The organism is Rubritalea tangerina (assembly GCF_042683245.1).
GTDB lineage: Bacteria > Verrucomicrobiota > Verrucomicrobiia > Verrucomicrobiales > Akkermansiaceae > Rubritalea > Rubritalea tangerina.
The window spans coordinates 19,564-39,510 of sequence record NZ_JBHUJB010000046.1 but is presented as its reverse complement, the minus strand read 5'-3'; the positions used below and the strand labels follow the sequence as shown (position 1 = coordinate 39,510).

15 protein-coding genes are annotated in these 19,947 nt (G+C 55.4%); 6 read left to right on the top strand and 9 right to left on the bottom strand.

Features of this window, described 5'->3' with window-relative positions:
• Nucleotides 1-8 precede the first annotated feature (8 nt).
• The 5 genes from ACFSW8_RS11035 to ACFSW8_RS11015 form a co-directional block, all read right to left on the bottom strand.
• Nucleotides 9-2,258 carry a WD40 domain-containing protein gene (locus ACFSW8_RS11035; RefSeq protein ID WP_377086152.1) on the bottom strand — a complete coding sequence of 750 codons (2,250 nt, stop codon included), beginning with the start codon at nt 2,256-2,258 and terminating at the stop codon, nt 9-11.
• Nucleotides 2,258-5,041: a PSD1 and planctomycete cytochrome C domain-containing protein gene (locus ACFSW8_RS11030; protein ID WP_377086151.1), complete on the bottom strand. Its 2,784-nt coding sequence runs from the start codon at nt 5,039-5,041 to the stop codon at nt 2,258-2,260. The genes ACFSW8_RS11035 and ACFSW8_RS11030 overlap by 1 nt, the downstream gene beginning before the upstream one ends.
• Nucleotides 5,041-7,440, bottom strand: a complete 2,400-nt coding sequence (locus ACFSW8_RS11025) for a PPC domain-containing protein (protein ID WP_377086149.1) — start codon at nt 7,438-7,440, stop codon at nt 5,041-5,043. The genes ACFSW8_RS11030 and ACFSW8_RS11025 overlap by 1 nt, the downstream gene beginning before the upstream one ends.
• An 8-nt stretch (nt 7,441-7,448) precedes the next feature.
• Nucleotides 7,449-8,774, bottom strand: a complete 1,326-nt coding sequence (locus tag ACFSW8_RS11020) for a DUF1501 domain-containing protein (protein ID WP_377086147.1) — start codon at nt 8,772-8,774, stop codon at nt 7,449-7,451.
• Between the two features lie 143 nt (nt 8,775-8,917).
• The gene (locus ACFSW8_RS11015; protein WP_377178236.1) at nt 8,918-9,172 is read right to left on the bottom strand and encodes a hypothetical protein; all 255 of its coding nucleotides are present in this window, start codon (nt 9,170-9,172) and stop codon (nt 8,918-8,920) included.
• Here ACFSW8_RS11015 and ACFSW8_RS11010 point away from each other — a divergent pair.
• A complete protein-coding gene (locus ACFSW8_RS11010) occupies nt 9,171-9,581 on the top strand; it encodes a hypothetical protein (protein ID WP_377086143.1) in 411 nt (136 codons plus the stop codon). The genes ACFSW8_RS11015 and ACFSW8_RS11010 overlap by 2 nt on opposite strands.
• A 35-nt stretch (nt 9,582-9,616) precedes the next feature.
• On the top strand, nt 9,617-10,279 hold the full coding sequence (locus ACFSW8_RS11005) for a hypothetical protein (protein WP_377178234.1): 663 nt from the start codon (nt 9,617-9,619) through the stop codon (nt 10,277-10,279).
• 69 nt (nt 10,280-10,348) lie between these two features.
• On the opposite strand, the gene ACFSW8_RS11000 is transcribed toward ACFSW8_RS11005, so the two are convergent.
• The 3 genes from ACFSW8_RS11000 to ACFSW8_RS10990 all read right to left on the bottom strand — a co-directional run bounded on the left by ACFSW8_RS11000 (nt 10,349) and on the right by ACFSW8_RS10990 (nt 13,266).
• A complete protein-coding gene (locus ACFSW8_RS11000) occupies nt 10,349-10,621 on the bottom strand; it encodes a type B 50S ribosomal protein L31 (RefSeq protein ID WP_377091360.1) in 273 nt (90 codons plus the stop codon).
• An 856-nt stretch (nt 10,622-11,477) separates the two neighbouring features.
• The gene (locus ACFSW8_RS10995; protein ID WP_377178232.1) at nt 11,478-12,395 is read right to left on the bottom strand and encodes a hypothetical protein; all 918 of its coding nucleotides are present in this window, start codon (nt 12,393-12,395) and stop codon (nt 11,478-11,480) included.
• Between the two features lie 70 nt (nt 12,396-12,465).
• Nucleotides 12,466-13,266 (bottom strand): LuxR C-terminal-related transcriptional regulator, encoded by an 801-nt coding sequence (locus ACFSW8_RS10990; protein WP_377086135.1) that lies wholly within the window; start codon nt 13,264-13,266, stop codon nt 12,466-12,468.
• A 205-nt stretch (nt 13,267-13,471) separates the two neighbouring features.
• Between ACFSW8_RS10990 and ACFSW8_RS10985 the strand changes: the two genes are divergently transcribed.
• From ACFSW8_RS10985 to ACFSW8_RS10970, 4 genes are all read left to right on the top strand, one after another.
• Nucleotides 13,472-14,128 (top strand): purine nucleoside phosphorylase YfiH/LACC1 family protein, encoded by a 657-nt coding sequence (locus ACFSW8_RS10985; protein WP_377086132.1) that lies wholly within the window; start codon nt 13,472-13,474, stop codon nt 14,126-14,128.
• 2 nt (nt 14,129-14,130) lie between these two features.
• Nucleotides 14,131-14,964, top strand: a complete 834-nt coding sequence (gene ispE, locus ACFSW8_RS10980) for a 4-(cytidine 5'-diphospho)-2-C-methyl-D-erythritol kinase (protein WP_377086130.1) — start codon at nt 14,131-14,133, stop codon at nt 14,962-14,964.
• 101 nt (nt 14,965-15,065) lie between these two features.
• Complete coding sequence (locus ACFSW8_RS10975) at nt 15,066-16,082, top strand: hypothetical protein (protein WP_377086126.1); 1,017 nt, start codon at nt 15,066-15,068, stop codon at nt 16,080-16,082.
• Nucleotides 16,083-16,104: 22 nt separating this feature from the next.
• A complete protein-coding gene (locus ACFSW8_RS10970; RefSeq protein WP_377178230.1) occupies nt 16,105-17,103 on the top strand; it encodes a chorismate-binding protein in 999 nt (332 codons plus the stop codon).
• 266 nt (nt 17,104-17,369) lie between these two features.
• Here the strand turns inward: ACFSW8_RS10970 and mutS are convergent, their stop codons facing one another.
• Complete coding sequence (mutS, locus tag ACFSW8_RS10965; RefSeq protein WP_377086122.1) at nt 17,370-19,877, bottom strand: DNA mismatch repair protein MutS; 2,508 nt, start codon at nt 19,875-19,877, stop codon at nt 17,370-17,372.
• Nucleotides 19,878-19,947: the final 70 nt, after the last annotated feature.

The following is a 19,947-nucleotide window of genomic DNA, read 5'->3' as shown; positions in this document are numbered from 1 at the left end:
TGTTGATTTTAGGGGTGGGGGTGTTGTTGGGAGAATGTTTGTTCGTTGGTGAGGCGGGTGACGGTGGCTTGGTGCTGGGTGAGGGTGCGCATGTGGGCATCGCGCTCGGTGGCGGCTTTTTGTTGGGCTGCTTTTTGTTGGGCGATTTGTTTATCGGCATTAGGCACAGCTTCCTTGAGCTTGGGGATCGTGTGTTGGAGGCTGATGATTTTATCGTGGCTTTGCTTTTCTTGTTGCTGGGTGTGCGTGCGGTCGGCGAGCAACTTATCCCACAGTGGGTTGTGGGCTTCGGTTTTGGTGGTTTGTTGATTGAGCTGGGTCTCGACGCGCTGCCAGTCTTGGAGGGTTTTTTGGAGCTTGGGGGCGTGTACCGCAAGTTGTTTCTGGATGGGCGGGATGGTTTTCTGGATTTGATCGCATTGGTTCTGGGCCGAGGAACGTTGCTTTTGCAGCTCGGTGTTATCGGGCTTGGCGGCTAGCGCTTGCTCGGCCTCGGTGAGAGACTTTTGTTTTGCAGTGAGTGCTTTTTCCGCTGCGGTGAGTTTTTGGCTGAGCTCTCTCTGGAGTTGCTCGGCTTTTTGCTTGGCGTGTTTTGCGTGCACATGAGCCTCGCGGATTTTGTTGAGTTCGGCGTGGTCGTTTTTGCGTGCCTTGCCACGTTCGTGGATTGCCTTATTGATCTGTGCGAGTGCTTGTTGGAGTTCTTTCTTTTTCTGTTGGGTTTGTTTGAGCTCGGCTTCACGGGCTTTGAGGTCGCTGAGGAGCTGTTGTTTGTGAGCGACTGCTTTGGTGTGTTGGGCGCTAGCAGCGTCGTGCTGGGCCTGGGCTTTTTTGTGAGCGTCTTGGGCTGTGGTGAGTGCAGTGCGCGCGATGCTGAGGCGCTTGGCGATTGTCTGTGGGACGGAGGTGATAGAGCCGATGACGGCGTGTTTGGTGGCATCCCAGACTTCAATTTTGCCATCGTAATCGGATGCGAAGATGCGTTTGGCATCGTGTGAGAAGCTGAGCTTTGTGACCATGGGGCCGGTGGGGGAGAGTTCTTTGAGGAGGTTGTAGTCTGGCTTCCAGTGTTTGATTTTTCGGTCGCGTCCGGAGCTGACGATGTGTCCGTCCTTGGCCCAATCCATGCTGAGTACGCCCCCTTTGTGGGCGTCGATTTTTTTAATTTGTTTGCCGGAATTCATATCCCAGAAGCGGAGGCTGCCATCTTCTGAGGCGGAGGCGAGGTAGTTCGAGTCGGCGCTCCATTTGAGGCTTACAATTTGGCCTTGGTGGCCGCGTAGGTCGTGGAGTTGCTGGCCGGAATGGGCTTCCCAGACCCAGAGCCCGCCATTGCGGTCGCCACTGGCGAGGAGGATGCCATCGGCTGAGTAGGAGAGGGCGGTGACCCAATCTGTGTGTTTCTTAATCGAGTGTTCAGGGGAACCATCGGCTGTGCTCCACGTCTTGACGCGTTTCGAGGGGCTGCCGGTGGCGACGGCTTGCATGTCCGCTCTGATGGCGGTGCTGAGGATGGAGTCGTACTCGCGCGCAGTGGTGGCGAGCAATTTACCGGTGGCGATTTCCCAGGTGGCAGTGGTGCCATTTTTACCGGGCCTCCCTCCAGCAGCTGTTAGGAACTTTCCGGAGGGATGGAAGGAGAGTGCGGTGGGTTGGCCGGATTTCGGGAAGGGGAGGACGCCGATGAGGTGGAGGTGGTCGCTGTGGTAGAGGAGGACTTGGCGCTGGCCCGTGAGGGCGATGAGTGGGGCCCATGGGCTGGTGGCCATGGCGTGGAGGGCGGTGGCTCTGGCAGGGGTGGTGACGGGCTCGGTGCTGAGCTTTGCAGGCATGGGCGGCGGGCCGTCTGGTTTGCCGATGCTGCCCTGGGCGAAGTTGATTTTATTTTGTGGGGCTTTTTTAGCGCGCGAGTCTTTGGTTTCTAACAACCCTCCATCAATCCAGGCGCGGATGAGGTTGAGGTGTTTTTTATCGAGCTTTTCGCCTTCTGGCGGCATGATGGGTTCGATGGAATGGGAGGCGGTGAGGAAGAGCCGCGAGTCAGCGCCTTCGCCGGCGTGGGCGACTTTACCACCGGATCCCCCGGCGATGGTTGCCGAGTAGGAGGTGAGGTCGAGTCCCCCTTTCTTTTTGTCTGGGTTATGGCAATTGGTGCAGGCGTTTTCGAAGATCGGCAGGATGTGGTCGTCGAAGGTGACTTTCTCCTGGGCGCTGAGTGGCGTGCAGAGCACTGCGGCGATGGTGAGTGGGCGGAGCATTAGTGGTTAAAGATAAATTCTTTGGAGTTGAGGAGCGACCAGAAGATGTCTTGGTGGATTTCTTTGCGCGTCTTGGGGTCATTGACATCTTTAAAGAATGCGAGGAGGTGCTGGGTTTCTTTCGCGACTGGTGGGCGACTGAGGCAGCGCAGGTAGAGCTGGCGGATGAGTTCTTCGTCGCTGGCTTTCGAGTCGATGAGTTTGCTGACGACCTTGCCTTGGGGGATGCGGTTGTTCGTGCTGTCACCATTGAGCAGGTGGAGGGCCTGAGAGAGGTTCGGTTCGAGTTTGACCTCGCAAGAGCAGACTGTCTGGCGGGTGGAGCGGCCGAAGGTGCGCAGGAAGTAGGTGGAGGTGTTGCCGTCGGCGATGCTCACGGCCTTAGCTCCGCGCGGGAGCCCCTTGAACTTGTTAGGAGTTTCCGTAGCTTGCGAGATAACATCTAACAACACCTCTGCACGCATTCGGCGTGGGATGGCATGAGAGAAGTTTGTGTGGTCGCTGACATTCGAGAGGTTGGTGTGGGTGCTGCGTTGATAGGCGTGGGAGTTACAGATATCGCGGACGAGCTTTTTGAAGTCGTAGTTGTAGTCGACAAAGCGGCTGGAGAGGGCCTCGAGGAGGGCGGGGTTGGAGGGTGGGTTTGAGATGCGCACGTCATCGACTGGGTGTACGATGCCTCTGCCGAGGAAGTGTTCCCAAATGATGTTCGAAACATTTTTAGCGAACCATGGGTTTTCGGGGGCGGTGAGCCAGTCGGCGATATGTTCGCGGCGTTTTTTCCCATCGTCTGGTGGCGGGCTGCCGCCGAGGAATTTGGGTGCGACTGCTTGGTTGGTGACTGGGTGTTTGACGTCCCCTTTGCCGTCGAAGATAATTTGTTCGCGTGGGTCTTCGGCTTTTTTACGTTTCACTTCGGAGAAGAAGGCGGCGAAGCCGTAGTAGTCTTCCATGGTCCACTGGTCGAAGGGATGGTTGTGGCACTGGGCGCACTGGAGGCGGGTGCCCATGAAGACCTGGGCGACATTTTCGCTGAGTTTGAGGTTATCACGCTCGACCTGATAGAAGTTTGTTTGTGGGGTCGAGAAGGTACCGCCGCGGGCGCTGATGATATCTTTGACGATGAGGTTGAAGGGGCGGTTTGCAGCGAATTGTTCGCGGAGCCAGGTGTGGTAGAGAATGGCTGCTTTGTAGCTAACCGTGTTATTGAAGGTACGGATTTGGAGCAGCTCGGCCCATTTCATGACCCAGATGTCATTGAACTCTGGTTGGGCGAGGAGGTGGTCGATGAGTTTCTCGCGTTTGTCCGGTGCGGTGTCGGCGAGGAAGTGGGCGTGTTGTTCCGGGCTTGGAATTTTTCCGATGATGTCGATGTAGACACGTCTGAGGAAGACTTCATCGCTGCAGAGGTCGGAGGGGGTGATGCGCAGCTTATTGAGTTTAGCACCGATGTGTTGGTCGATGAAGTTACCCGAGTGGTTGGCTTGAGCCTGGTGTTGGTCGTTTTTGGGGATGACGATGGCTTGGGAGCCCTGGGTGAAGGTGTGGAAGCGGGCCATGATGAAGGCCTCTCCACGGTTTGCGGAGGTGGCGACTTTGGTTTTATCATCGATGGCGAGGGCGTTATCGTTGCTGCTCGTGAAGGTGGAGAGTGGGGTCACGTCTCGGTCTGTGCCATCGCTGTAGTGGGCGGTGACGGTGAAGGTGGAGTCGATTTCAGCACCTTTGGTGACGATTTCTCTGGGTTGGATATCGATCGATGTGGGGTGGGGGATATCGTCTTTATCGTAGTGGGCGCCGGCCTTGATCCATTCTAACAAGGTCTGATAGCCGGGAGTTTCTGGGGTGAGGATTTTACCGCCAGTGTGGGGGACTTGGCCGGCGGCCTTGGTCAGGAATAGTGAGTCTTCCGGGAGGGCGAGGTTGATGCGGCGGCCGGGGAACTCGCGGGTCATGCGTTGGTAGTCGCCTTTGGGGTCGAAGCCGAAGAGTGAGAGCTGGAAGCCATCTTGGCCGCGGGCGGCGCCGTGGCAGGAGCCGGTGTTACAACCAGCTGCGGTGATGACGGGCATGACGTCTAACTGAAAGCTAACGGGGCGTTTGGTGCTGGCCTGGCTCACCGTGACTGGGATTTGAGCGGAGTGGGAGCCGAGAGTGAGGGTGAGGGTGGTCTTGCCGTCCTTGAGCGGGAGTAGCTTGTTAGATTCTATTTTCGCGATCGAGGGATCGGCGAGGGAGAAGGTGAGTTGGCGGGTGACATCGCGCTTGGTGGCATCGGCGTAGTGGGCGTAGGCGATGACGGAGTGGAAGTCAGAGGCGGTTTCCAAGCGGATCGATGAGGGATGGGGGACGAGTTGTTTGAGGCCGGCGGTGAGTTCGGCGAGTGTGGGTTGGGGTTTCTGGGCCACGAGTGTGGTGTCTTTAGGCCACGGGGCTGAGGCTGCGAGCCAGGCTTCGAGGGCTTTGATTTCCTCGGGTTGGAGTGGGCGGCCTTTTGGGGGCATGATGTCGTCGTGGTCGTGAGGGAGTTTGACGAGTTTGAGGAGGTGGCTATCGCGTGGGGAGTTTGGGTTGTAGGCGAGTTCATCGTCGCCGCCCTCGAGGAAGCCGGCGTGGGTATCTAGGCGCAGGCCGCCTTTGGTTTTGTCTGCGTTATGGCAGGAGACGCAATGTTGTTCGAGGACGGGTTTGGCGGCCTGAAAGTGTGGGTTTGCGTGGCAGATGCCAGTGAGGAGGAGGGTGATGATGGTACGGTGGGACATTTCGCGTGAGTGTGGTGGCATTATTGTGCGAGTTGTTGTCTCAATTGTTCGAGTCGGCTGAGTGGCTTTTTAGTGGTGGGCTTTGGTTTCGCGGGTGCGGGAGCTTTGTTGTTCGCGACTTGTTTTTTGGGTGGTGGGTCGACTCTGAGGGTGCCGCCGTGGCCGGTATTGTGTGGGATGGATTGTTTATTTTCTGGGACTTTGACATGGACGAAGAGGTTGCCGTGTTTGCCGGTGCGAGCGTCTTTGGCGACAGTGATGGGGATAGAGGTTTCGGTGGTTTTGCTATCGATCTTGACGGGGGTGGCAGTGAATCCATCTGGGAGGCCGTGGAGGCTGACTTCTGCCTGACCAGCGAAGGGGGTATGGTGGTCGATGGTGCAGAGCAATTGGGTGTCGACGCCCTGGGTGGTGGCGGCCATGGAGAGCTTGGCGGTGAGGTAGGGTGGTTTGACTGATATGGTGGTGAGGTTTGAGCTGAGCTGGACGGTGCCTTGTTTCGTGGGGGCGGTGGCTGAGAGGCAGAGTTGCCAATCTTGGGGTTTGCAGTCTCCTTTGATGCTCAGGGTGTAGTGGGCGGAGTCTTTGCCTTTGGGGATTTTGACATTTGCTGGGGCGCTGACACCGGGGGGAAGCCAGGGGAAGAAGAGGGTGACCTCGGAGTCGAAACTTTCTTTACGCTGGATCTTAGCAAGCAATGAGATGGTGCCATTCTGGACGGCAGGTATGTTAGGAGCTGATAGATTGAGCGTGAAGGGGGCTTCCTCCATCACGCAGATGGTGAGCAAATCTGAGCTATAGGAGTGGTAGATGCCCTGATTATTAACGAAGAGGTGCTCGACGGTTTCGGTGATAGGAGCGGTGATTTTTTTATCATCGGACTGGAGGGTGAGGGGGAAGAGTCCGGAGCTGAGTGGGGCATCTGGGGCTGCGCTGAAGACGATGGGGATGTCGTTGAGGGACTTGCTGGCCGTGATTGGGTGGAGGGTGACGCCGGGGGGGAGCTTGGCTGCGTGAGGGGTGAAGTTGGCATTATTCTTATCGCGCTTGAGGTTGAGTCGGTAGGCGAGGTGGCTGCCGCGAGGGATGTTGATGACTTTGGATTTTTGTGAGTCGTTGCGGTCTTCGCGGTTGAGTGAGGCGGTGACGGATGGGGTGCGCGGGGTGACCTCGATCCGGTAGGTGGATGTGGGGGACCCTTTGCCGAGGTGGTCGCGGATATTGACGAGGTATTCGCCGTCTGCGGGGAGTTTGAAGTCGAGGCGGGAATCTGGGTGGTTTGAGTCGTCGTTGTTCGCGAGGTACTTTGCTTTATGGTCGCGCAGGTAGATGCGGGCATCGAGTGGTGAGCCGAGGGTGCGTGCACGGACGGTGATGCGGATTTCTTGGTCTTTTTTTCCGCGGAAGCGGAACCAATCGACATCGCCGGCTTGTTGGACGACGCCGTGGAATGCGCAGGGGAGGTCGAGTGCAGGCTGGGTGTCTTTGCCAGCGTTGTTAGGTTCTATTTCGTTTTGGTAGGTGAGTGGTGAGAGGGTGATGGGGACAGGTGAGAGGGCGGTTTGGCCGTCGGCACCGGCAAAGAGGCTTGGGGTCTTCGGGCTGAGTGTTTGTTGGTGGGTGGAGCCGTCATCCAGGATGAAGGTGAAGGAGGTCTCTTTGTTCGGCTGGGCGGCTGGGGGCATGACGGCTGCGGGACGCAGGTAGTCGCCGACGACGAGGAGGTAGCGCGACTGGTCGGAGCCCTCGTAGGAAGCCTCGCGGATGGTTAGGTAATGGAAGCCGTCGCTTTTGGCGACGGTGGAGATGTAGGGGTCTTGTTTGGTGAGGGCGGTGTCATCGGAGGTGGCGATGACTTTGTGGTCAGGGCCGAAGAGGGTGAGGTGGGCATCGAAGAATTTGCGGCCCAAGCGCATGGCGAAGAGTTCAGCTGAGAGGCGTTGGCCTTTGGCGAGGTGGACTTTGTAGAAGTCGAGGTCTTCGACTTTTGTGATGCCGCGGACGGCGGAGTTGAGGCGCATTTCTTGGGCTTGATCGAGGGTGTCATTGGCCTCTTTGGTTTCGCCGATTGTTGGGTAGGGGGAGACCCAGAGGGTGCGTTGGTAGCTGGTGCCGTCAGCGCAGTGGAGGCGGAAGGGATGCTCGCCGATGGGGCAGTCTGCCGCGATGGTGAGGGGGAAGGCGACGTGGGTGTCGCTGTGGATTTCAGGTGTGGCGGCTTGGATGCCGGGGCGGTAGAAGAGGAGAGCTTTGGCCTTGCTTAGCTGTTTGCCGTGGAGGTTGAGGGTGGGGGAGGTGTCACGTTTGAGGCCATTGGGGTAGGCGCCATTGAGTTGGGGGGAGAAGGCGAGCAGGGGCGCGATGAGGCAGCTCGTGACGAGAGCACAGAGGACGGGCGAGGCGAGTGTGGCGAGGCGCATGGTATGTGTTAGCCAAGAATTTCCTTGAGGACTCTGCCACCGTCGACGATTTCGATAGGGCGTTCACCTGGTGCCATGAGTTCTTTATCAGCGGTGATGCCGAGTTGGTGGTAGATGGTTTTGGCAAAGTCTTCGACGCTGACTTTATCTTCTTCTGGTTCGCCACCGAGGGCATCGGACTTGCCGTAGATCATGCCTTTTTTGACGCCGCCACCGGCCATCATGGTGGAGAAGACGCGGGGCCAGTGGTCGCGGCCGCCTGTTTTGTTAGTTTTTGGGGTACGGCCGAATTCGGTTGAGAGGATGACGAGTGTGGAGTCGAGCATGCCGCGTTGTTCGAGGTCATTGATGAGGGCGGCGACGGCTTGGTCGACGGCTGGGAGGTTTTTTTCGATTCCTTGTTTGAGGTTGTCGTGGTGGTCCCAGGAGCCGACTGTGAGGGAGACGAAGCGGACGCCGGCTTCGACGAGGCGGCGGGAGAGGATCATGCGTTGGCCGGCTTGGTGGCGGCCGTAGGTGTCGCGGAGCTTGTCAGGTTCTTTATTGAGGTCGAAGGCTTCTCTGGCTTGTTGCGAGGAAATGAGTCGGTAGGCGTGCTGATAGAAGGCATCCATTGACTCGAGGGAATCCGCGTTTTCGAGGGTTCTGAAGTGGTGGTCGACGGTTTCGAGCATCGACTTACGGCGTTGGAAGCGGGCGTCATCGACTCCGTTCGGGAGGTTGAGGTCGCGGACTTTGAAATTTTTATCTGAGGGATTGGAGCCGAGAGCGAAGGGGCCGTGGGCTGAGGAAAGGTAGCCGGAGTTGGCAAAGGTGTTGGGGACATTGGGGACGCAAACGTAGGGGGGGAGGTTGTTTTGGGGGCCGAGTTCGTGGGAGACGACCGAGCCGATGGAGGGGTATTCGAGGGCGGGCGATGGGCGGTAGCCGGTGAACATGTTATGGGTGCCACGCTCGTGGGCGGCCTCGCCATGGGACATGGAATTGATGACGGTTATTTTGTCTGCAATTTTCGCGAGGTGGGGGAGTTTTTCACCGAAGTGGACGCCAGTGAGTGCGGTTTTGATCGAGCCGAAGGGGCCGCGGTATTCGGGTGGGGCGAAGGGTTTGGGGTCGAAGGATTCGTGTTGGGCGAGGCCACCCGGGAGGAAGATTTGGATGACGGCTTTGGCCTGGCCTTCTTTGGTTTCGTAGAACTTTTGGGCTCCTTGCGCTTCCATGCGCAGGAACTCGGGAAGGGTGAGACCGAGGCCCGCGAGGAGGCCGACATTGAGGAATTCTCTGCGTGAGAAGGGAGATCCGCTGAGTGGGTTTCCAGGGCAGGGTGATGGCATGGTGTAGTAACAGGTAGGTTGTTTTTATTCCAAAACTCACCTCCATACGAGCTGCTTCTCTTATAAAATCAGGGTTTTAGAGTGGTAGCTGATGGGAAGAATTCTGAATTTATCCTATAGTATACGCAGCTCAGTTGACTGAGTTACAAATAATTGGAGAGAAATAAAGGAGTCAGGAAAGTACCGGTTGTTGATTGTTGATTGTTGATTGTTGATTGTTGATTGTTGATTGCTGATTGCTGATTGCTGATTGCTGATTGCTGATTGCTGATGGCTGATGGCTGATGGCTGATGGCGGATGGCGGATGGCGGATGGCGGATGGCGGATGGCGGATGGCGGATGGGTGGAGTGAGAAGGGGTTGACCTTTGAATGGTGGGGGATATAGCGTGCGGGCATGAGCAAGGCGCAGCACATCATGTTAGGAAAAGGTTTAGCGGATTTACCCTTTGGGGCGACACGCGATGAGGTGGAGGCAGTCTTGGGGGCACCAGAGGAGGTGGATAGTGTGGATTTGGGGGATGAGGAATCGATTGCGTGGCATTATTGGGATTTAGGGATTTCTCTGAATTTTGATGAGAGTGAGAACTATCAGTTGTGCACGATAGAGGTGGCGAGTCCGGAGGTGACACTGTTTGGCAAGAAGCTCATTGGGATGAAGCGGGATGAGGCCGTGGCATTTCTCGATACGCAGAAGATTGGGCCGTCGAAGCCGGAGACGGCGCGTGGTGTGGCGTATGAGGATGTGGAGCTGACATTGTGGTTCAATGGTGGCGAGGTGGCTGAGATTCAGTGGAGCAGGATGTGATTGGCAGCGGGCTCAAATTCTGTTAGGAAAGCAGAGTGAGAGTTTGGCTTCTTTTTTATGTAATGATGGGTGTGGCCTTGGCTGGGCCGAGTGTGGAGGTACAGCTTTGGCGGCCGGAGCCTGAGCGTGGAGTGGTGTTAGGCCACGAGGCAGTAGCGCAGTCTAAAGTGCTGCGAGAGGTTTTGTATTTTAGGAAGGGAGAGAGTGTGGTGGTGTGTCGCTGTAATGGATTGAGGCCGAGCGCTGAGGTGGTTTTAGAGGAAGGTGGGGCGTGGCAGGTATGTGTGCGGCGCGATGGGGAGCTGGTGGAAGTTGCGCGTGTGGATGTGCATGCTGAGGGGAGGCACGCGATGGTGTGTGTACCGCAGGGGGAGAGATACTGGACTTTGCTTGTGGCGATGGGTGATTTACGGGGAGGAGGGGCGTACGTCTACAATGCGAGTGACTCGGGAGTGCGAGTGAAGGTAGCGGGTGGCCGGCGGCTGAGCTTGGGTGCGCGCGAGGGCAAGGTGTTAGCGGGAAAGAGGGGGGCGCAGCATTGGACTGTCGACTCTGAGGGAGCTGAAGGATGGCGCAAGGAATGGATGCGGGGTTTTGAGGTGCAGCCCAATGCCCTGTGTTTGTTTTACCGGCAGGGAGGCGTGCTGGGAGTGCATTGGTTTCAGGGGTTTTCTGGAGCGACGGGGAGTGGGCGCTGAGTGGGCATAAAAAAAGCTCTTCGAGCGGACTCGAAGAGCTTAGAAATTGGTAATTTCCGGAAGGGATAATTAAGCCTTGAGAGATGGCTTCTTGGCGCGGCGAACAGCACCGAAACGCTTCTGGAACTTGTCGATACGACCTTCGGTATCAACGAAGGTAGACTTACCGGTGTAGAATGGGTGAGTGTCAGCAGTAACGCCCATGGAGATCACGTAGTACTCAACGCCGTCTACAGTTTCCTTGTTAGCGGAAGTAGCGGTGGAGCGTGTGAAGTAGCGCTTACCGGATGTCATGTCTTGGAAGATTACTGGGTGGTAATCAGGATGGATATCAGCTTTCATAGTCTTGATAAGGTTGTGCCACGTTTCCGTCGCGGCGGGGTGGGGAGAATGCAAAGAATGACTGGCTTGTCAACAATTTACCAGCAGATAAATCTATTTGCTTGCAGGTTCTTGTGCGGAGCCGGCTTATCTGTCTTTGAACGATTGTGAGAGGGAAGTAACATGGGTTTGCACCGGGTTTGTGTTTTTTACTTTATAGTCCGCTCTTGAGGATGATTCTTTTTTCCTTTGTCAGATTTCAAATCTGTTCCCAACCAGTTTTGAATCGAGGAAGAATATTTCTGAGGGGGAGCGGTCTCTTGATCCTGAAGTCTTACAGACTTCTTAGGCTATCATTCGGTTCCCCCGAGTTGGCTGCGCCACACGGGGCTGGGGGAAGTAAGCTCTTCGATCTTTGATCATAGGGTGGGTGCCATTATCGCCATTAGGGAGGCGAATGTTGATCTGCTCGAGAAATGCGTTGGGCGGTAGTATGACTATCACCGGCCAGCAGATAAATTTATTTGGATAGACGGCATAGGGTGCAGGCGGTGTGGAGAAATTATTTCACAGTGCGAATAGGACGAAAATGAGATGAGAAATCAGTTACAAATCTGTTCCCAACCAGTTTTGAATCGAGGAAGAATATTTCTGAGGGGGAGCGGTCTCTTGATCCTGAAGTCTTACAGACTTCTTAGGCTATCATTCGGTTCCCCCGAGTTGGCTGCGCCACACGGGGCTAGGGGAAGTAAGCTCTTCGAGCTTTGATCATAGGGTGCATGGCATTATCGCCATTAGGGAGGCGAATGTTGATCTGCTCGAGAAATGCGTTGGGCGGTTGTATGACTATCACCGGCCAGCAGATAAATTGATTTATCTAGACTTTGGCTGAGAGGTGATGGAGCAGGCCTTGGGAGAAGTCGAGGAGGTGGGAGCCGAGGCTGATCCAGTGGGCAGCGTAGCTTTGGAAGTTGAGGCCACCGGGGACGAGACAGAGCATGGCGGCGAGCAGGAGAACGTTGGCGAGGTAGATGATGACGAGGGAGAAGAAGGTACCATTTTCTTTGAGGTCGGGTTGGTCACGGGGGATCATCCAGATTGTGTAGGCAAGGTGGAAGGTCCAGGTGGCTCCGATGGCGAGGTAGAGTGCGTAGTCGTGGTAGGGGATGTCCCAGAACAGGCGCAGGATGCCTGAAATAAGCAGGACGATAAAGGACCAGAAGGGGACAAAGTAGGGGGAGAGGGCGATGAGTACGTTGGACTTATTCGTCATCACATAGCCGCCATCGAGGGTGACTTGGAAGCCAGAAACACGGCCACCGCAGAGGTAGATGAAGATGACGTGGGTGAGCTCATGGCCAAGTACGTAGAGGTAGAGAAAGAAATTGGTAAACAAGCGCGAGTAGAACCAGCCGATCATGAGAAAGCAGCCCACCGCAAAGAAGAGGAAGGGGCGGGATCGGGCAATATCCATCCAGAAGTGGTTGTTGCCGGTGTGTTCGGTGATGGTGAAGAGTGCGAGTGTGCTGATAGCGCTGGGGATCAGCAGCAGGAGAGCGAGTATGCTTCTAAGGATGAGCTGGCCGGTAGGTAGGCTGAAGTCGTCCTCGTAGGTGTCTGCGATCGCGGCACGCACAGAGGTGAGGCCTTGGCGTCTCCAGGCGCGTTGATTTGCGCGTTGGTGGGCACGTTTGTTCGCCCCTTGAATGGACTCCCAGAGGCTTGGCCTTTGGGCTCTGCGGGCGGCGCCATGGGATCGGCGACGGCGCTGGGGTTTACGTGCTCGTGAACTCATTAGGTTATTAGGACAATCCAGTTTCCTTAAATGACGCAAAAAAGCAATGCTGAATAGAGGGGGGAGGTGTCTAGCGATGGGTGGGAGATTCATCACCTCGGTCACCGACGGAGAAGCGGTGGATGAGTTCGACTTGGGAGCGGACATTGAAGCGGCGGTAGATTTCTTTGGAATAGCCGCTGAGGGTATTGGGGGAGATCTTAAGGTTGGCAGCAATCTCTTTTCTGCCGGCACCTTGGAGGAGGAGGTTGAGGACGGTGTTGAGCCTTGGGGGGAGAGAGTAGACGGTTTGTCTGGGTGGTTTGCTACCGGCTTCTTCATGGAGCCATTTGAGCTCGGAGAGGATGAGGTGCATGATTTTAGAGTCACGCGCGGAATAGGGTGGTTTGTCGTAGTGGCGGTAGATGGCTACGCAGCTGGTGCCACCTGAGCTGGTGGGGGTCATGGAGACGACGAGGGGGGCGAGTCCGATGTCTTTCCACTCGGCGTAGGCATCGGTGTAGATTTTGCCTTCGGGGTCAAACTGGTCTCGTCTACGGGTGAGGGTGGTAGAGGAATCGGCATATTCGGTGAGGACGGGAGCGAACATGTCGGCCATTTTGGGTTTTTCGAGGACGGCGAGGTAGGCGGCGAATTGTTCCTCTGAGAAGCCTTCCTGGTGGGAGAGTGAGAAGGTGGCGTGTTCTCCGGATTTAAATTTTCCGGTGATGCCCCAGATCCAGGCGTCGGTGTCGGTGAGTTCGGCGATACTGCGGACGAGGCGGGTACGTTTTTGGCTAAGCGACAGGTTAGAGTCCGCGACCTCTGCTAGGGTGCGGATGATAGCGCTCATATCTTCGGTGCTGAGGAAGTCTCTATTCGCTTGGCTCATATGGGGAGAGAGTGGGCTCAACGCAGGCTGATTTGCAGCAAACGACGTAGGGATGAGGATAGTGGTATCTGAGAAATCTTCAACCGCTATCGTGTGGATTGTGGCTGTGTTTCTGTAGTGTGTTGATGGTGAGCGTGATGTGTGGGTGGCTAACAGGGGTGGGATTGTTTTTGCAATTCGTTAGGTTGAGAGATAGCGTCGCGGCGTGAATGATAAGCATTTTCTAGCACCGTTGAAGCGCGATGGCATTGCCGCTGATTTTATCGGTCGAATCGCAGGGGTGCCGGTGGACACTGACCGGGAGGCGACAGTGGCACGTCTGGAGCCAATGCACCGCGAGGTGGTGGAGTCCTTGGGGTTTGCGTGGGAAAGTGTGGCGCGTGCTGAGCAGGTGCATGGAGGTGAGGTGGCCGTGGTGGAGGAGAGCGGCGTGGGTGTGATCAGTGGAGTGGACGGATTAGTGACCAATGTGCCTGGAGTGATGTTAGGTATTTATGTGGCAGACTGTGGGGCGGTGTATTTATTTGACCGGAAGCAACAGGCGATTGGCCTCGTGCACTCGGGGAAGAAGGGGACGGAGGCAGAGATTGTGCGGGTGGCTTTGGAGAAGATGGGCGAATGTTATGGGACGCAGGCGAGTGACGTGGTTGCGGTTTTGGCGCCCTGTATTCGTCCACCGGCGTACGAAGTGGATTTTGCGAAGCAGATCATGGAGACTTTGGCGAGTGTTGGGGTGAAGGAGTCGTACGACTGTGGCATCTGCACGAGCTCAGATCTGGATGCGTATTATTCGTACCGCCTTGAAAAGGGAGCGACGGGACGGATGATCGCTTTATTGGGGATTCAAGAAGGAGAAAAGTGAAGATGGAAACGTATATAGAACATGCGAGAGCGAAGGTGAACCTGTCACTCAAGGTATTGGGGAAGCGGGCGGATGGCTTTCACGCCATTGAGACGCGGATGGCGCCTATCAGCTTGGCAGATAGATTGATTCTTACGCCAGCGGAGAGCTATAGCTTGGTTTGTGACAAGGTAGGGGTGCCGGTGGACGAGTCTAATTTGGTCACGCGCGCGGTGCGGATTTTCCAGCGTGAAACGGGTGCGGCGTGTGCTTATCGAGTTGAGTTAGAGAAGCATGTTCCGCACGGTGCTGGGCTAGGCGGGGGGAGTGGTGATGCCGCGGCAGTGCTGCGGGCTATGAACCATCTGGAGGCGACAGGTGTGGAGGTGGCGCAACTTGCTGAGTGGGCTGCTGAGATCGGCAGTGATGTGCCATTTTTTGTCTATGACAGTGTCTGTGATTGCACGGGGAGAGGGGAAATAGTCGAGGCTGTCGAGTGGCCGCATCAATTAGATGCGCTATTGTTGAAGCCTGACTTTGGGGTGGATACTCCGGGGGCGTACAAGGCTTGGCTCGGGTCTGAGGCGATTTGTGGGATTCGCTATGAGGCGCAGGAGCTGGAGTGGGGGCGGATGGTCAATGATTTGGAACGGCCTGTCTTTGCCAAACATCGGTTTTTGGCTGAAGTGAAGATGTGGCTGTTAGGTCAGCCAGAGGTGGCTGCGGCGATGATGAGTGGCTCAGGCTCCACGATGATAGCGATTCTGAAGGATGCGAACGCAGCTGAGGCATTGGCAGGCAGGGCGAAGCAAGCATTAGACCCGAGCTTGTGGACGGCGCAGGTTGTGATTGGCTGAGTCGAGGAGAAGAAGAATGATTGTGAGGGTGGGAATGTCTTTAAGGGTCATTGTTTTTTCTATTGTCATTTTAGGTGTTCCATCCAGCATGTTTTCAGACCATGGCATACACGGAAGACAGGGCATTTGAGTTGGTGCAAGCGGCCTATGAGAGGCAGCGGCTTGGGCATGCATTTTTGATCACGGGCGAGGCGCTCGCAGGTGGTGAGCGGCTGGCTTCTCGTATGATTGAGATGATCAACGGGGTGGATGACCCAACGGCGGGATTGGATCTTTTTGGAGACGCTCCCCCACCAGAGCCACAAACGATAGATGAGCTAGAGGGGGAGTTGGTGAGGGTGGTGCGACCTGAGATGAAATCGCGCAGGATTTCAGTGAGTCAGATGCGTGGCTTAGAGAAAGCGATGTATCAAGCCTCTGAAGCCGACAAGTGGAAGGTTGGTGTGGTGTTAGAAGCGGACCGCATGGGAGTGGAGGCGGAAAATGCCTTTTTGAAGACTTTGGAGGAGCCTCCTGCGAATTGTCTCTTATTGTTGATTACGAGTAACCCTGATCGCTTATTACCGACGATATTATCTCGTTGTGTTCAATTGCCATTGATCACTAATGCGAAGCGCGAAGCGTATGACGGCGAAGAGGATTTGTTAGAGGTTTTAGCGAAACTGGGCAAAGCTGGCTTTGGGTCTGTCGGGCGTTCACTGACCTTGAAGGCGGCTTTTTCCAGAGTGTTAGATAGGAGAAAGGCGGCGATTAGTAAGGCTAACGAGGCTGCGCAGAAGGAAGAAGTTTTACAGTACAAGCAGACGACTGAGGGGGATTGGCTAAAGCAGAGGGAGAATTACTACAAGGCATTGACTGAGAGTGAGTATTTGCTGGAGCGTTCACAGCTTCTGGATGTTTTGATTACTTGGTTAGGGGATGTGGTGCGACAGAAATGTGATGTCGAAGCGCTAGATTATCCGCAGCAGGCGAAGATCACGAAGTTAGTTGCAGAGCATGAGAGCTTGGAATCCTTACTGGGGAGAATGGAGGCCTTGGAGGGACTAGCTAGTTTGCTAGAGACTAATGTGAGCGAGCAACTAGCCCTAGAGGTGGGTTTCATGAAATCATTTGGATAGGAGGAGTGATAGGATGGTGGGAATGGACGCAGAGAGTTTCGCGATATTACAGGCACCTAGTGGGAAAGTTTTGATGGGGATTGGGCCATTTCAGGAATTGGCTGAGTGTCCGCACCAGGGGGTAGCATTTTACGTGAACAACTTTTCGCTGACTGAGCCACGGCCATGGAAGGTTCCGAGTGCAGTGGTGGAGTTTGACCCAGCGGAGATGGAGGGAATGGAAAGTCCGGTGATTGAGTGGGAGGCGCTGGAGCCTGATGGATTTGCGCAGGTGTTTTCTGAGATTAATGAGTCGATTCAAAAAGGCGTGTTAGAGAAGTCTGTGCCTGTTGCAACCGAGCGCGGGTCGCTTAAGGGCGGGACTGCTAGAGGTTTATTGAATGGGCTAGTGGGCTCAGGCGACCAATTCTATCCATATGCTTGGGTGGATGGGGCGAGTGGTTTTTGTGGGCAGACCCCGGAGTTGTTGTTTCACCTCAGGAAAGGGAGGCTAAAGACGATGGCATTGGCTGGGACGGCAAGGGCTGAGGACCGTAGTGTCTTTGCGTTTGATGAGAAAGAGATTCGTGAGCACGAGTATGTGGCGCAGACTTTAGTGGCAAGTTTGAGCGACATTGGCATGGTGAAGCGTGGGGAGCGTAGGATGATGGATCTAGGAAAGTTAGTCCATTTCCACACTCCGATTGAGGTGTTTATGTATGGTGATCACGCGATTGATTATTTGGTACGCAAGATGCACCCGACTCCAGCGCTGGGGCCACATCCAAGGACGCCTGAATCGTTAGAGTTACTTTACGAATGGCGTAGCCGGCTGGGAGCGCCGCGTGGTTTTGGGGCACCCTTTGGGGTATACGACCATGGAGAATTTCACGCAGTGGTTGCGATTCGTGGGATATATTGGGAGGGGGAGCAGGTGGCGGTGCCTTCTGGCTGTGGTGTGATTGAGGCTTCTAGATTGACGAATGAGTGGCGCGAATTAGCGCTTAAGCGCAGTGCTGTGAAAGCCTGTTTCGGGATCTAATAGCATCTCTCGACTCGGAATAGACGCATGGGGTGTGGTTCAGACTTGTGGAGTTTGCGCTTCGCGAATTTAGAGTCAATCGGATTACCTTACAGTATGTCATCGTTGTCACTCAGTTGTCCCGCGCGTGCGGGGCTCTATCACTCCGCCTTGCTATTCTGCAAGCTCATTCCGACCATTCGTCCATTCCGTATCGCTCAATGGTATAACACGTCTATTAGAAGAAGCCTTCACAAAGCTGACCTTCTATTCGCGGAGGAATTTGGTCAGGATGCTGAAGGGGAGGATTCGCCAAAGAGGTCCATCTGAGGGGTATCGCTCTCAGGCATGGTGGCTTTGGTATTTTTAGCACGCGGTTTTTTCTTAGCGTCTGGTTTGGAGGAATTCATCTCGAGGTGCGAGAGGATATCCTTGGCGCGGTTGACAATGGTGTCTGGGAGGCCGGCGAGTTTGGCGACTTGGATACCGTAGGATTTGTCGGCTGAGCCCGGGAGGATTTTTCTCAGGAAGATGATTTCATCATTCCACTCACGGACAGCGACATTGTAGTTCTGCACAGCTGGGCGAGTGTTAGAGAGGTCGGTCAGTTCGTGGTAATGCGTGGCGAAGAGGGTGCGAGATTCTAACACATCGTGTAGGTGTTCAGCAACTGACCAAGCGATGGAGAGGCCATCGAAGGTGGCGGTACCGCGACCAATTTCATCGAGAATGACGAGAGATTTATCTGAGGCGTTATTGATGATGAGGGAGGTTTCATTCATTTCGACCATGAAGGTGGATTGGCCGCGAGCGATATCATCTGAGGCGCCTACGCGGCAGAAGATGCGGTCTACGAGGCCGATGTGTGCGGCATCAGCGGGGACGTAGGCACCAATTTGGGCCATGAGTGTGATGAGGGCGACTTGGCGGATATAGGTAGACTTACCAGCCATGTTAGGGCCTGTGAGGATGAGGAGTCTGGAGTCTTCGTGGTTTAGGTTTGTGTCGTTAGGGACGAATTTTTCATCGATCAATGTTTGTTCGAGGACTGGGTGACGGCCTTCTGTGATGGTGAGTTGGCGCGAGTCATCGATTAGCGGGCGGGTGTGTTGGAAGAGCTGAGCCGTTTCAGCGAGTCCGAGGAGGACGTCGAGGGTGGCGAGGGCGTCAGCAGTTTCTTGAAGTTCATTGAGGTGTGCTGCGACTTGGAGTCTGAGTTTGGTGAACTCATCGGCCTCGAGTTGTTTTGAGCGTTCTTCAGCTCCGAGGACTTTGCTTTCGACCTCTTTGAGTTCAGGAGTGATGAAGCGCTCGGCATTTGCCATTGTTTGCTTTCGCTGGTAGTCCTCAGGGACGAGGTCTGCTTTGGCTTTAGTGACTTCGATGAAGTAGCCGAAGACGTTATTGAATTTGATTTTAAGGTTTTCGATGCCACTGCGTTTCCGTTCTGATTCTTGGAGTTGTGCGATCCATTGTTTGCCGTCTCTTGAGGCGGTACGGTATTCATCGAGGGCGGGGCAGTATCCGTCGCGGATGATGCCGCCGTCAGCGAGCTTTGCGGGTGGTTCATCGACCAGCGCCGATTCTAACAACTCGACGAGTTCATCGAAGTTATGGATATGGTCGAGGAGGTGGCCGGCGAGGGCGGTGGAGGAGGCGACGGCGGTGAGGTCGTCTTTGAGGGTGGGGATTTGGGCGAGTGAGAGTCCGAGGGACTGGAGGTCACGTGGGGTGCCACTTCCTTGTGAGAGTCTTCCGGTGGTGCGTTCGATATCTCGGATTTTTTTGAGTGAATCGCGGCATTGGTTGAGCAGGTAGGGTTGCTCGAGGAAGGAGGCGATGAGGTCTTGTCTCGCGGTAAGTTTATTGAGGTCGCGGAGTGGGTGGAGGATCCAGTCGCGCAATTTACGGGCGCCCATGGGGGTGGCTGTGCGGTCGAGGGCGTGGAGGAGGGTGTGTTTTTTACCTGATCTGGATTCGACGAGGTCGAGGTTACTTTGTGAGGCTGAGTCGATCATGACATGCTCTGAGTTATCGCGCACGGCGAGTTTGAGCAGGTGGTCGCAGGATCGTCTCAGTTGGTGGATTAGGTAGTGGAGGATGGCACCGGCAGCAGAGGTGGCAGCGGTCATGTTGGAGCAGCCGAAGCCATCGAAAGATTGTACTTTGAAGTGATCTTTGAGTTGGTGTTCGGCTTGTTCGGGGATGAATGCGTAGCCATCGTAGGGCATGCAATGTGCAATGCCGCCGAGTTGGTTGAGTTGGTCATCTGGGATGATGATCTCAGAGGGGGAAAGCCGTTTGAGTTCATCTTCTAACTGCACTTTATCGGCAAACTCGGCGACGGTGAATTCGCCAGTGGTGTGGTCGGCGCAGGCTAGTCCGTAGCGTTTGCCTGAGAAGCTGACCGATGCGAGGTAGTTGTGTTTGGTGTCATCTAGCAGGTTGATATCGTCGACGGTACCGGCGGAGATGATTTGAGAGATTTCACGTTCGACGAGTTTACCTGGGATGGGTGTGGAGGTTTGTTCGCCGATGGCGACACGGATACCGGCTTTCACGAGTTTGGCGATGTAGCCTTGTGCTGCGTGGTGGGGGACACCGCACATGGGGACATCATGGCGTTTAGTGAGAGCGACATTAAGAGTGGCTGCGGCACGCTGAGCGTCCTCGAAGAACATTTCGTAGAAGTCACCGAGTCTGAAGAAAAGCACGACATCTTCAGGGAGCGAGCGGCGCATAGCGACGTATTGCGCCATCATTGGGGTGAGTTTCTTTTCTTTCTTAGCGGCCATGTGGGGGGATTCTGGTCCAGCATTAGGGAGGGTGTGAAGTCTGAAATGCGGGGAAGTTTATGTGAGTCTG